The organism is Pseudarthrobacter polychromogenes (genome assembly GCF_014644495.1).
In the GTDB taxonomy this organism is placed as follows: Bacteria; Actinomycetota; Actinomycetes; order Actinomycetales; family Micrococcaceae; genus Arthrobacter; species Arthrobacter polychromogenes.
In genome coordinates this window covers 348,290-360,457 of the sequence record NZ_BMKU01000003.1, presented here as the reverse complement: position 1 = coordinate 360,457, position 12,168 = coordinate 348,290, and the positions used below count along the sequence as shown (strand labels likewise).

Here is a 12,168-nt window from a genome sequence, read left to right as displayed (position 1 = left end):
AGCGCTCCGAAACAACCAGCCGACCAACGGACGAAGGACCCCATGCCCGCAGCTCCAGCCCGCCACGAGCGTCCGCATGTCTGAACAGGCGTCGCTTCCGGTCCCCGGCCAGCAGCTCGAGCCGCCCACCACCCTGCCTGCCACTGCTGCCGAGACCAGCCCGGACAATCCGTGGCCGCTCCAGCTGCTGTCACAGAAGCTCAAAGCCCATATCGACCGTACGCCGTCTGCTTGGGTTGAAGGGCAGGTTATTGAGCTGAACCGCCGGGGCACCAACGCCTACCTCACCCTGCGGGATGTCGACGCCGAGGTGTCGCTGCCTGCGTCCGTGTGGACCAAGGTGCTGGAGCGCCAGAACCTGCCGCTGGAGCGGGGCTCCCGCGTGGTTGCCTTGCTGAAGCCGGAATTCTGGCTCAAGACCGGCCGGCTGAACATGTTGGTCAGGGACATCAGGCCGGTGGGCCTGGGCGATCTCCTGGCCCGGATCGAGCGGCTGCGCCAGGCGCTCTCCGCCGAAGGGCTCTTCGCGGACTCCCGCAAGAAGCCCCTGCCCCTGCTGCCGCACCGCATCGGCCTCATTACCGGCCGCGATTCCGACGCCAAGAAGGACATCCTGCGCAACGCAGCCCTGCGCTGGCCGGCAGTCGAGTTCGAAATCCGGGAGGTGGCAGTGCAGGGGAACACCGCGGTGGCCCAGGTGGTCCGCGCCCTCCGCGACCTGGACGCCCTGCCCGAAGTGGATGTCATCGTGATCGCCCGCGGCGGCGGAGCCCTGGAAGACCTCCTGCCCTTCAACAGCGAAGAACTGATCCGTGCCGTGGCCGCCGCCGCCACCCCGGTGGTCAGCGCCATCGGCCACGAGGCGGACCGTCCGCTGCTGGACGACGTCGCTGACCTAAGGGCTTCCACGCCCACGGACGCCGCCAAGCGGATAGTCCCGGAAGTATCCGAGGAACTGGCAGGGGTCCGCCAGGCAAGGGTGCAGCTGCGCCGGTGCATGGAACGCCTGGTGGACAGGGAATCGGACCGCCTGGCGTCCCTCCACTCACGGCCCGTGCTGGCAGCGCCGGAAGGACTCGTGACCATCCGGTCCGAGGAAATTGAGCGGCTGCTCCGGAGGTCCTCCGCCGCCGTCAGCTCCTCCGTGGTCCGCGCGGCCGACCAGCTGGAGCACCTGAAAGCCCAGGTGCGGGCGCTGTCGCCGCAGAAGACGCTGGACCGGGGGTACGCCGTCGTCGAACTCGCCGGAAAGCGGGCGGAAGAAGCCGGCACCGCCGGCCATGCCGTGGTGCGCCGCCCGGCCGAAGCTCCGCCCGGCTCGCCCCTGTCCATCCGCGTGGCTGAAGGCCGATTCGGCGCAACCTCCACCGGGACACTTGAACAGCCCATTACCGAAACCGGAGAACTGAATGACTGAGCAGAAACCAGCGGCCGACATCCAGGCACTGAGCTATGAGGAGGCCCGTGAGCAGCTCATCGCTGTGGTGGGAAAACTTGAGGCCGGCGGCGCCAGTCTTGAAGAATCCCTGGCCCTGTGGGAACGCGGCGAGGCCCTGGCCGCACGGTGCGAGGAATGGCTGGAAGGCGCCCGGAAGCGGCTGGCAGCTGCCCGCGACCAGCCGCTCTAGGCCCGCCGCGGGCTGAAAGGAAGCGTCAGGACCGCACTACCAGCTCGCGTTCCAGGGCGACGTCGAACTCGGCCTTGGGCCATTGAAGGTCCATGCCGTTGAGGGCACCGAGCAGCAGCTGCTGCACGGCGATCCGGGCGAACCACTTCTTGTTGGCAGGGACCACGTGCCAGGGCGCATTCGGGGTGTTGGTTTCATCGATGGCAGCCTGGTAGGCGCTCATGTAGTCCTCCCAGAAAGCCCGCTCGTCAAGGTCGCCGCGGCTGTACTTCCAGTGCTTGGCCGGGTTGTCCAGCCGGGCCAGCAGCCGCTCCTTCTGCTCGTCTCCACTGATGTGGAGCATCACCTTGACCACCGTGGTTCCGGAACTGCTGAGCCTGGCCTCGAACTCGTTGATGGCCACGTACCGGCGCTTGATCTCCTCCGGGCTGGCCCAGCGGTGGACGCGGTGGATCAGGACGTCCTCGTAGTGGGAACGGTCGAACACCCCCACCATCCCGGCGGCGGGTACTTCCTTTTCGATCCGCCACAGGAAATCGTAGGATTTTTCTTCATCCGTGGGAGCCTTGAAGGCCTTGAACTGCACACCTTGGGGATCCATAGCGGCCATCACATGGTTGACGATGCCGCCCTTGCCCGCGGTGTCCATGGCCTGGAGGATCAGCAGGAGACGCTTGCGGCCGCCGAACCGGGACTCGGCGAACAGCTTTTCCTGCAGTTCCGCCAGCCCGTCGTCGAGTTCCGCCAGCAGGGCCTGGCCGTCCTCCTTGGTGCCCTTGAAGCCCGGCGTGGAATCAGGGTCCACGCCGGCCAGCGAAAAACCCTTTCCTGCCCGCAGGGTCTCAGAGGGGTGCTGATCAAAGCCTGTGGCGGCGGACATGGGAAATCCTTTCGCGAAGTTCCACGGGATCGAAGCGCCCGTGAGCACAGGCTAGTTGCCCTGGTACCTGCTGAGGAAGTCCCCCATCCGGCCCACCGCTTCTTCGATGTCCTTGACGTTGGGCAGGGTGACCATGCGGAAGTGGTCCGGGCGGACCCAGTTGAAGGCCCTGCCGTGGGACACCAGGATCTTTTGTTCCCTGAGCAGGTCCAGGACGAACTTCTCGTCGTCGCGGATGTGGTAGACCTCGGGGTCCAGCTTCGGGAAGAGGTAGAGTGCGCCCCGCGCCTGCTGGGTGCTCACGCCGGGGATGGCGTTGAGCATGTCGTAGGCCTTGTTGCGCTGCTCCAGCAGGCGCCCGCCGGGCAGGATCAGGTCGTTGATGCTCTGGTACCCGCCCAGCGCCGTCTGGATGGCATGCTGGGCCGGAACGTTGGCGCACAGGCGCATGTTGGCCAGGAGGCTGATGCCTTCGAGGTAGTCCGCCGCGTCCTTCTTGGGGCCTGAGATGGCCATCCAGCCGGCCCGGTAGCCGCATACCCGGTACGCCTTGGACAGGCCGCTGAACGTCAGGCACAGGACGTCGTCGCCGGTCAGTTTGGCCAGATTGATGTGGACTGCGTCCTCGTACAGGATCTTTTCGTAGATCTCGTCGGCGAAGACCACCAGGCCGTGCTTCTCAGCGAGGGCAACGATCTTCTTCAGCGTCTCTTCCGGGTAGACCGCGCCGGTGGGGTTGTTCGGATTGATGACCACGAGTCCCTTGGTGCGCGGCGTGATCTTGGCTTCCATGTCCTCAAGGTCCGGCTGCCAGCCCGTTTCCTCGTCGCAGAGGTAGTGGACGGGCCTGCCGCCGGCGAGCGCCACGGACGCGGTCCACAGCGGGTAGTCCGGAGTGGGGATCAGGACTTCGTCACCGTCATTGAGCAGGGCCATCAGGGACATGGTGATGAGTTCGCTGACGCCGTTGCCCAGGTAGATGTCATCCACGTGGATGTTCTGGATGTCCCGGGTCTGGTAGTACTGCGAGACGGCGGTCCGTGCGGAGAAGATGCCCCGGGAATCGCTGTAGCCCTGGGCGTGCGGCAGGTGGCGGATCATGTCCACGAGGATGGCGTCCGGCGCTTCAAAGCCAAACGGCGCGGGATTTCCGATGTTCAGCTTGAGGATCCGGTGCCCCTCCGCTTCCATCTGCTGGGCAGCCTGGAGGATCGGCCCACGAATGTCATAAAGGACGTTGTTGAGCTTGGTGGACTGCCTGAATTCTGCCATTCCTCAAATATGCCACAGGAAGGATGGACGGCCGTTGAGACTTAGCCACAGGGTGCGCGCGCCGCCACCCGGAGCGGACGACGGCGGCTGCCGGACTTCTGGAAGTCCGGCAGCCGCCGTCGTACTGCTTGTGGTCAGGAAGGAAGCCCTACTTGATGATGCCCTTTTCCTTGAGCCAGGCGTCCGCCGCTTCCTTGGCACCCTGCTTCTGGCTGCCGCTGACGGCACGGTTCAGGTTAATGAGGTCCTCGGTGGTCAGGATGCGGGACACCGAGTTGAGGGCCTCCCTGGCCGTGTCGGTCATCTTCGCCTCGTTGTACAGCGGAACCACCTGCTGGGCGATGAAGTTGTTCTTGGGGTCTTCAAGGACCACAAGATCGTTGTCGGCGATGGACGGGGTTGTGGTGTAGATGTCCGCCACCTGCACCTGGTCCTCCAGGAGCGCCTTGAGCGTCACGGGACCGCCGCCGTCACTGAAGGGCTCCAGTTTCTTCGGCTCGCAGTTGTAGTTCTCCTTCAGGCCGGGCAGCCCGTAGGCCCGCTCGGCGAAGGTGGCGGGGGCGCCCACCACGATCTCGCTGCACACCTTGGCCAGGTCCTCGAGGGACTTCAGCTGGTACTTCTCGGCCGTGGCCTTGGTGACCACCATGGCATCCTTGTTCTCGGCCTTGGAGGGTTCCAGCACCGCCAGTCCGTCCGGCAGCTTCTCCGGCAGGGCCGCCGCGATGTCCTCCGCCGACTCCTCGGACGCTTCCTTGTCCACGTGCAGCAGGAGGTTGCCCGTGTAGTCCGGAACCACATCCACCGATCCGTCCTGGACGGCCTTGATGTACACCTCGCGGGAGCCGATGTTCGGCTTGGTGGTGGCGGTGATGCCGGCGGCGGTCAGGGCTCCTGCGTAGAGTTCCGCCACGATCTGGCTTTCCGGGAAGTCAGCCGAGCCGACGACGAGGGACGTTGCTTCCCCGGAGGCTGCTCCGGTGGTGGCCGGCGCGTTGCTCAGCGGATCGGAGGACCCTCCGCACGCGGACAATGCCATGGCCAGGCCGAGCCCGGCGGCGAGCCCGCTGAATGCCCGCCTGCCGAGGTGGTGTGGACGGCTTTCCTTCATGATTTACCTCCTTGTACCACAGCCTCCGTGAGGACGGGGTCTGTGAGATCGGCCGCAGCCTGCTGGCTGCGGCGGGACTGGCCGGAGGCGCCTGTTGCCAGGAACAGCCTCTGGAAAAGGGACAGGACGAGGTCGACGGCGATGGCCAGCGCTGCGATGAGCAGGGACCCACCGAGCATCTGGGGGAAGTCGCTGAGGACCAGGCCGTCGAAAAGGTAGCGGCCCAAACCGCCAAGGTTGATGTAGGCCACCACGGAGACCGTGGCGATGACCTGCAGCACGCCGGTCCGGAAGCCGCCAAACATGACGGTGAGGGCGTTGGGCAGTTCAGCCCGGAACAGGACCTGCAGTTCGGTCATGCCCATGGCGCGGGCGGCATCCACCACGTTGCGGTCCACGCTGGAAATACCGGCATAGGTGCCGGCCAGCAGCGGGGGAACCGTGAGGATAACGAGCGCCCAGATGGGCGGCATCAGCCCGATCCCGGCGAGCAGCACGAAGAGTGTCAGCAGGCCCAGGGTGGGCAAGGCGCGCAGCGCACCGGCGAGCGCCACCACGGCAACCCTTCCCCTGCCCGTGTGGCCCACGTACATGCCAACGGGGACGGCAATGGCAACAGCGATCAGCATGACCAGGCCGGTGTACTGGAGGTGCTCTCCCAGCCGGGCGGGTATTCCTGCGGCGCCGGTCCAGTGCAGCGGATCGGCCAGCCAGGCGAAGGTGTCGGTGAAAACGTTGCTCATGCCCGGTCCCCCTCAGCGGCCGGCACCAGTCCCGGGCGGATCTTTCCGGCCCGCTCCCACGGCGTGAGGAGCCGTTCCAGCAGGACAAGCAAAGCGTCCATCAGCAGGGCGAGGACAAGGATGGCAATAATCCCCACCACGATTTCCGTTATGAAGCCCCGCTGCAGTCCTGATGTGAACAGCATGCCCAGGTTTCCGATGCCAAGCAGCGCTGCCACGCTGACCAGGGAGATGTTGCTGACGGACACCACCCGGAGCCCTGCGAACATGACCGGCAGGGACAGCGGCAGGTCCACCCGCAGGAACCGGGCCAGCGGTTTGTATCCCATGGCCACAGCGGCCTGTCCCACGTCCTCGCTCACCGAGTCGAAAGCGTCCAGTGCGGCACGGACCAGGAGCGCAACCGCGTAGATGGTCAGGGCCACCACCACGTTGAGCGGGTCCAGGATCCTGGTGCCCAGGATGGTGGGAAGGATGATGAAGAGTGCGAGTGACGGAATGGTGTACAGAAGCGAGGAGGCGGTCAGCACCACCGAGCGGAGGGCCCGGTTCTGCCGGGCCAGCTGCGCCAGAGGAAGGGAGATGACCAGTCCCAGGACCATGGGGACCAGGGCAAGCACCAGGTGCTGGCCGGACCGTTCCAGGACCATGTCGATGTTGGCCAGGAACCACTCCATCAGAGTGCAGCCTGACGGAGCTGGCGTGCTTCCTCGATGAGGGCCAGTACTTCGCCGCCCCGGATGACACCCTGCACCCGGCCCTCCGTATCCACTGCGACGCCGAGGCCCGACGGCGAGGACAGCGCAGCGTCCAGTGCGCGGCGGAGGCTTTCCCCGGGGCGGAACAACGAACCTCCCGGAATGAGGCCGGTGGAAGTGCCGGGCGTGGACCAGCCCAGCGGGCGCATCCCTTCGTCCACCACCAGCTGCCAGCCGCTTGTTGCGTCCGGATCGGTTCCGGAGCCGCTGCGGCCGCGGACGATTGTCGGCACCGAGTGGAGGGTCACGCCGTCGGAAGCGGTAAAGCCAAGGTGCCGGAACCCCCGGTCCCGTCCCACGAAGGAGGCCACGAAGTCGTTCGCGGGGGCACGGAGGATTTCCTCCGGCGTGGCGTACTGCGCCAGTTTTCCGCCCACCGCGAAGACGGCCACCCTGTCGCCCAGCACGGTGGCTTCATCGATGTCGTGCGTGACGAAGACGATGGTCTTGGCCAGGTCCTTCTGGAGCCGCAGCAGCTCCTGCTGGAGCTCGTCCCGGACCACGGGATCCACGGCGCTGAACGGCTCATCCATGAGCAAAATGGGTGGATCGGCGGCGAGCGCGCGGGCTACCCCTACGCGCTGCTGCTGGCCGCCGGAGAGTTGGGACGGGTAACGCTTGGCGAGCGGCCGGGCCAGGCCCACAACGTCCAGGAGCTCCTCCGCGCGGCGGCGGGCATCCGCCTTGGACACGCCGTTCAGCCGGGGAACGGTGGCAATGTTGTCCAGCACGGAGCGGTGGGGCAGCAGCCCGGCCGACTGCATCACGTACCCCATGGAGCGGCGGAGTTCGGGCGCCGGCACGGAGGTGACATCCTTGCCGTCCACCGTGATGGTCCCGGAGGTAGGTTCCACCATCCGGTTGATCATCCGCAGCGAGGTTGTCTTGCCGCAGCCTGACGGGCCCACGAAGACGGTAATGGAGCCCTTGGCGATGGACATGGAAAGGTTGTCCACGGCCGGCTGCCCGCCCTGGAACTGCTTGGTAACGCTCTGAAACTCGATCATGGCCTGGTCCATGGCGCGGACTCACCTGTTCTCTGGGACGGCCTCTGGAAGCACCGCGACATTGTCATCAGCACGCTGATAGTTACGGTAACCCAAACCGGGGCCGGCAACACCTGCAGCGCCCCGAATCCGGGCAAAGGAATCCCTACTGTAACCATTCGGAGCCGCGGGCGTGCCGGATGGGAACCGTCCTTCCGGCCGGGAACCATCATGGCTCTGGGCGCTGTTCCGCCGCGGGAAGACCGGCCTAAAGTGGTGGGGTGACCAATTTGGAAATAGCACCGCAGCAGGAACTCTGTCCGCCGGCGGCCCCTGAAAGCAGTTCCGGACCCTGCCTGCAGCTGTGGCCGCAACGCGAAGTGCCGCTCGGCGGAGTCCGCGCCATGAACGTCCAGCGGACGCTTCCGCAGCGTGGCCTCCCCACCATCGGGGCATGGTGTTTCCTGGACAGCTTCGGCCCGGACCGGACTGCCATGTCCGTGCTTCCCCACCCCCACACCGGCCTGCAGACAGTGACCTGGCCGCTGGCCGGCCGCATCCGCCACCGGGACAGCGTGGGCAGCGATGTTGTGGTCCGGCCGGGTGAACTGAACATCATGACGGCGGGCCACGGCGTCTCCCATTCCGAGTTCGCCGTGCTTCCGCCAGCCGGGGAAGCCCTGCCGGTGCAGCGCGGGCTGCAGCTCTGGGTTGCCCTGCCCGGCGGTGAACGGCACCGGGAGCCGGCCTTCGAACAGCACCGCGAACTTCCCCAGGTCAGCGGTAAGGGTTTCACCGCCACGGTGATGGTGGGCGAATTTGCCGGCGCAACTTCCGCCGCCACCATGTACTCACCAATCGTGGGTGCGGACATTTTGTGTGAAGGCGCCGCCGTGCTGCCGCTGAACGCGGGGTTTGAGCACGGCATCCTGGTGCTCGACGGCGGCCTCGCGGTGGACGGGCAGGAGGTTCCACCGGGCCCGCTGGGCTACCTGGGCACCGGCCGTGCGGAGCTGCAGGTGCAGGCGCTCCCCGGGACGCGCTTCCTCCTCATCGGCGGCGAGCCCTTCCAGGAAGAGCTGCTGATGTGGTGGAACTTTGTGGGCCGCACCCACGACGAAGTGGAGCAGGCCAGAAGCGACTGGGAGGCGCAGGCCGGCCTCCCGGACACGGAAACGGCGGCGGCACGGTATGGCCTGGTTCCCGGCCACGGTCCGGACGCGGGGCCAGAGGCTGGACGCATTCCCGCCCCTCCCCTGCCCGGCGTGCGGCTGACGCCCCGGAAGCGGCTCTAAAAAGGCCAGCGCGGGTCAGGCCTGCTCTGCCACCAACTGCAGCACACCGAACACGGGTTCCTGGTCCAGCACGCGGATATCGGTCACGCCGGCGTCCGTCAGATGGCGGCGGAACGAGTGCTGCAGCGGTGCCACGTTCATACCCAGGCCGCCGCCCAGGATCACGGGGCCGGTAATACCCAGCTGCTGCAGCACCTGCAGCGCCAGGCCGGCAAGGTCCTTCCCGGCCTGGTCCAGCAGCGCCTGGCTTTCAGGGTGGCCGCCCGCCGCGGCCTCCACCACATACCGGGCCTGCTGGGCCCAGAAGCGCCGGCCGGTCTTCGGTGAATGGAACAGCGCGATGAGGCGGTTGGGGTCGCCCACTCCGCAGGACTGCAGCAGGGCCGTGGTGAGTTCGTCGGCGGGCAGTCCCCGGTTCATCCGGCCCAGGCTGTGCCGGACCGCTTCGCGGCCAAGCCAGTAACCGCTGCCTTCGTCGCCCAGGAGGTAGCCCCAGCCGCCTGCCCTGGCCTCGCCGCCGTCGGCATTCCTGCCCCAGGCGGCCGAGCCGGTGCCCGCAATCACCGCGACTCCCGTGCTCGCGTGCCCGGCGGCCAGCAGCAGGCGTGAATCATGCACCACCGTCACCCGTGCACCGGGCACGTGCGGCTGGATCAGGGACGCCAGGGCTGCGGCGTCGTCTTCGGTGTCGATGCCGCCCGAGCCCGCGTAAACCTGGGACACCTGCCCTCCGCCAATGCGCGAGAAGAGGTGGGCAAGGTTGGCGGCCGCCTCGTCGCGGCTCACGTTCTGCACGTTGGAGCTACCGGCGGACTCATCCGCAACCGGCACCCCGTCCTCGAAGCGGACCCCGTGGGTCTTGGTGCCACCGATGTCCAGCCCGATGATGACACCGCCGGGCGGAGTTGATTCGGGAACCTGGGGGGCGGCGGGGAGCGCGGAGGAATTTTCGGTGTTGGTCACGTCACAAGGGTAATGGTGCGGGGGCGGCGGAAGGCCCATCCCCGCATTTCCCGGCATCAGTCAACGGGACCGCCGCCGCACCAGCCCGGCCAGCAGCCCGGGCCCCTCCGTCACCACCATGTCCCGGAACAGCCGTACCGGCACCGGCTCCGCGCCAGGTTTCCGCCGCCGCCAGGACAGGCCCACCTCGCGGAACGCCAGGCCGGAGTCCAGGGGAACTTCGACCCAGCCCAGGTTCCCGGTTTCGGGGCTGACGGTACGGCCCGGGGCATCACCTCCCGGCGGCAGGATGCTGACGCCCAGGCCCGCGGAGACCAGTCCCCGGACCGTGTGCGAGTCCTGGCTTTCGAACGCGATGCGCGGCCGGTAGCCGGCCTCGCGGAACAACGCATCGGTGAGCGAACGCATGCCGTACCCGGGCCCGAGCGCCACGAAGGGGTCTGCCCTGATGTCGGCGAGCCGGGCGGAGGGCTGTGCGGCGAGGGGATGGCTGTGGTGCACCACCAGGCGGAGCGGCTCACGGTACAGCGGCGCCGAGGACAGGTTCCGGCCGGGCGGCGCCACGGGAGCCGTCAGTGCCAGGTCCGACCCACCCGAGGCCAGTTCGTCAAGGCAGGCGTTCCGGGCGCCCTGGCTCAGTGTGAAGGCAGCGCCGGGATGACGGGTCCGGAAGGCACTGATCAGGAGCGGCAGGACTGCCTCGCCGAACGTGTGCTGGAAAGAGAGGGAAATCCTTCCCCGCACCACGTCCGACTCGTCGCGGACGAGGTCCAATCCCGCCTGGAACGCCGTGAGGGCCTGCTCGATGTACGGCAGCAGGGTGCGGGCGGCGGGTGTCAGCCGGACTCCCCTGCCGTCCCGGACCAGGAGTTCGGTACCGACGACGGCGCTCGCCCGGGCCAAAGCGCGGCTCACCGTGGACTGGGGTACTCCGAGCAGTTCCGCGGTTTCCGTGACGTGCTCGGTGCGCCCCAGCTCAGCGAGCACGGGCAGGAGCGGCAGCAGCTGCACCAGCTGTTTGTGGTCTGGCTCCATGTGCTTGTTCTCCCACTTTCCTGCTCCCCACCGGCCCAACTAGGTAGCGCTAAGTGTCGTTTTGACGGCTCATAATGACACTTAGCGCTACCTAGTTGGGAAAAAGCCGCCGAGTTTGGAGACGCATGCGAAATTGCTATCAGTTTTACACGATGCATGCATTGGATGCATCTATGCGGAAAAGCTACGCTGGCGGCATGGCACACATCGTCCGCCCCACCAGCGCTCCGTTCCCGCGCTGGAACGGACATGCAAAGGGCTCGACGGCGTACGTCAGGATCCTCGCCGGCCTGTCCTTCGCCGGTGTGGCCACCTTCGCCCAGCTTTACTCCACCCAGGCCGTACTGCCGATCCTGGCCTCAGACCTCCAGGTCAGTGCGGCGGAGGCCGCCCTGACCATCTCCCTGGCCACGGTGGGCCTTGCGGTGACTGTGATTCCGTGGTCTTTCCTGGCGGACCGGATCGGCCGGGTCCGGGCCATGGCATGGGGCATTTCGATAGCCACAGTCCTTGGCCTGCTGGTTCCGCTGTCCACCAGCTTTGGCATGCTGCTTACCCTGCGGCTCCTGGAAGGAATGGCGCTGGGCGGCATCCCGGCCATCGCCATTGCCTACCTCAACGAGGAAGTCACCAAAGCCCACGCAGCCCTGGCGGCCGGAAGCTACGTCGCCGGCACCACACTGGGCGGGCTCGCCGGACGGCTGGTGGCCGGTCCGGCCGGCGAACTGTGGGGCTGGCGCGCGGCGGCACTGGCGGTCTCCATCCTGGCCACCCTCGCCGCCGTCGCCTTCCTCATCCTGGTGCCGAAGGCCCAGGGTTTTGTCACCGCCCCTGCCGCCGGGCTGCGCGGGGCTTTCCGGACCCTCGGCGGCCACTTGCGGAATGTCCGGCTGCTGGTCCTTTATGGCCAGGCCTTCCTGATGATGGGCGGGTTCGTGGCGGTGTACAACTACCTGGGATTCCGGCTTTCCGGCGAACCCTTCGGCCTTCCGGGAACACTGATCAGCCTGATCTTCCTGGCCTACCTGTCGGGGACCGTCACGTCGCGTTGGTCGGCGGGGCTGACCCTTCGCTTTGGCCGCCGGGCTGTCCTGCTCGCAGGCCTGGCGTTGTCCACGGCCGGCCTTGCCCTGACGCTGACGCAGTCCCTTGCCCTGATCCTGGCCGGCCTGGTGGTGTTCACCGGCGGTTTCTTCGCCGCCCACAGCATCGGGGCGGGCTGGACCGGTGCCCTTGCCAGCACCGGCCGGGCCCAGGCCGCCTCGCTGTACAACCTGGCCTACTACCTCGGGTCCAGCATCATCGGCTGGGCCGGCGGCCTGGTGTTCCAGTCCCTTGGCTGGAATGCCCTGGCCGCGGCAGTCATGGTCCTTGCCTGCCTCACGGCGGCGGCTGTCGCCGTCGTCCATCCCGGTAAGGAACGCGCCGCGGCCTAGAACCCGGCGGCACTGTGGTTCCGCCAACCAGGGTGCTCCCGTGAAGATCCTGCTCTGCCCG

The 12,168-nt window shown here is 67.2% G+C and carries 12 protein-coding genes; 4 read left to right on the top strand and 8 right to left on the bottom strand.

Annotated elements, in window-relative coordinates:
• Positions 1–76: 76 nt before the first annotated feature.
• Together xseA and IEX43_RS07295 are read left to right on the top strand one after the other, a co-directional pair.
• Entirely contained in the window at positions 77–1,417 is a 1,341-nt protein-coding gene (gene xseA / locus IEX43_RS07300; protein ID WP_188809696.1) for an exodeoxyribonuclease VII large subunit, read from the top strand.
• The gene (locus tag IEX43_RS07295) at positions 1,410–1,628 is read left to right on the top strand and encodes an exodeoxyribonuclease VII small subunit (RefSeq protein WP_066277590.1); all 219 of its coding nucleotides are present in this window, start codon (positions 1,410–1,412) and stop codon (positions 1,626–1,628) included. The genes xseA and IEX43_RS07295 overlap by 8 nt, the downstream gene beginning before the upstream one ends.
• A 25-nt stretch (positions 1,629–1,653) precedes the next feature.
• Here the strand turns inward: IEX43_RS07295 and IEX43_RS07290 are convergent, their stop codons facing one another.
• The 6 genes from IEX43_RS07290 to IEX43_RS07265 form a co-directional block, all read right to left on the bottom strand.
• A complete protein-coding gene (locus tag IEX43_RS07290) occupies positions 1,654–2,508 on the bottom strand; it encodes a polyphosphate kinase 2 family protein (protein WP_188809695.1) in 855 nt (284 codons plus the stop codon).
• Between the two features lie 51 nt (positions 2,509–2,559).
• Complete coding sequence (locus IEX43_RS07285) at positions 2,560–3,780, bottom strand: pyridoxal phosphate-dependent aminotransferase (RefSeq protein WP_066277595.1); 1,221 nt, start codon at positions 3,778–3,780, stop codon at positions 2,560–2,562.
• Between the two features lie 148 nt (positions 3,781–3,928).
• A complete protein-coding gene (locus tag IEX43_RS07280; protein ID WP_188809694.1) occupies positions 3,929–4,891 on the bottom strand; it encodes an ABC transporter substrate-binding protein in 963 nt (320 codons plus the stop codon).
• Entirely contained in the window at positions 4,888–5,634 is a 747-nt protein-coding gene (locus IEX43_RS07275; RefSeq protein WP_104185091.1) for an ABC transporter permease, read from the bottom strand. Before IEX43_RS07275 ends, IEX43_RS07280 begins: the two co-directional genes overlap by 4 nt.
• Complete coding sequence (locus tag IEX43_RS07270) at positions 5,631–6,311, bottom strand: ABC transporter permease (protein ID WP_188809693.1); 681 nt, start codon at positions 6,309–6,311, stop codon at positions 5,631–5,633. The genes IEX43_RS07275 and IEX43_RS07270 overlap by 4 nt, the downstream gene beginning before the upstream one ends.
• Entirely contained in the window at positions 6,311–7,411 is a 1,101-nt protein-coding gene (locus IEX43_RS07265; protein WP_308422210.1) for an ABC transporter ATP-binding protein, read from the bottom strand. Before IEX43_RS07265 ends, IEX43_RS07270 begins: the two co-directional genes overlap by 1 nt.
• Before the next feature lie 248 nt (positions 7,412–7,659).
• On the opposite strand from IEX43_RS07265, the gene IEX43_RS07260 reads away from it, so the two are divergent.
• On the top strand, positions 7,660–8,673 hold the full coding sequence (locus tag IEX43_RS07260) for a pirin family protein (RefSeq protein WP_188809691.1): 1,014 nt from the start codon (positions 7,660–7,662) through the stop codon (positions 8,671–8,673).
• A gap of 15 nt (positions 8,674–8,688) precedes the next feature.
• Here IEX43_RS07260 and IEX43_RS07255 read toward each other — a convergent pair whose 3' ends face one another.
• Positions 8,689–9,636, bottom strand: a complete 948-nt coding sequence (locus IEX43_RS07255; RefSeq protein WP_229666349.1) for an N-acetylglucosamine kinase — start codon at positions 9,634–9,636, stop codon at positions 8,689–8,691.
• A gap of 60 nt (positions 9,637–9,696) precedes the next feature.
• Positions 9,697–10,671 carry a LysR family transcriptional regulator gene (locus IEX43_RS07250; RefSeq protein WP_188809690.1) on the bottom strand — a complete coding sequence of 325 codons (975 nt, stop codon included), beginning with the start codon at positions 10,669–10,671 and terminating at the stop codon, positions 9,697–9,699.
• Positions 10,672–10,868: 197 nt separating this feature from the next.
• Between IEX43_RS07250 and IEX43_RS07245 the strand changes: the two genes are divergently transcribed.
• Complete coding sequence (locus IEX43_RS07245; protein ID WP_188809689.1) at positions 10,869–12,107, top strand: MFS transporter; 1,239 nt, start codon at positions 10,869–10,871, stop codon at positions 12,105–12,107.
• Positions 12,108–12,168: the final 61 nt, after the last annotated feature.

Coding starts and splice junctions, on each gene's coding strand:
- xseA (WP_188809696.1), top strand. CDS start 77: ATGTCTGAACAGGCGTCGCTTCCGGTCCCCGGCCAGCAGCTCGAGCCG.
- IEX43_RS07295 (WP_066277590.1), top strand. CDS start 1,410: ATGACTGAGCAGAAACCAGCGGCCGACATCCAGGCACTGAGCTATGAG.
- IEX43_RS07290 (WP_188809695.1), bottom strand. CDS start 2,508: ATGTCCGCCGCCACAGGCTTTGATCAGCACCCCTCTGAGACCCTGCGG.
- IEX43_RS07285 (WP_066277595.1), bottom strand. CDS start 3,780: ATGGCAGAATTCAGGCAGTCCACCAAGCTCAACAACGTCCTTTATGAC.
- IEX43_RS07280 (WP_188809694.1), bottom strand. CDS start 4,891: ATGAAGGAAAGCCGTCCACACCACCTCGGCAGGCGGGCATTCAGCGGG.
- IEX43_RS07275 (WP_104185091.1), bottom strand. CDS start 5,634: ATGAGCAACGTTTTCACCGACACCTTCGCCTGGCTGGCCGATCCGCTG.
- IEX43_RS07270 (WP_188809693.1), bottom strand. CDS start 6,311: ATGGAGTGGTTCCTGGCCAACATCGACATGGTCCTGGAACGGTCCGGC.
- IEX43_RS07265 (WP_308422210.1), bottom strand. CDS start 7,411: ATGGACCAGGCCATGATCGAGTTTCAGAGCGTTACCAAGCAGTTCCAG.
- IEX43_RS07250 (WP_188809690.1), bottom strand. CDS start 10,671: ATGGAGCCAGACCACAAACAGCTGGTGCAGCTGCTGCCGCTCCTGCCC.
- IEX43_RS07245 (WP_188809689.1), top strand. CDS start 10,869: ATGGCACACATCGTCCGCCCCACCAGCGCTCCGTTCCCGCGCTGGAAC.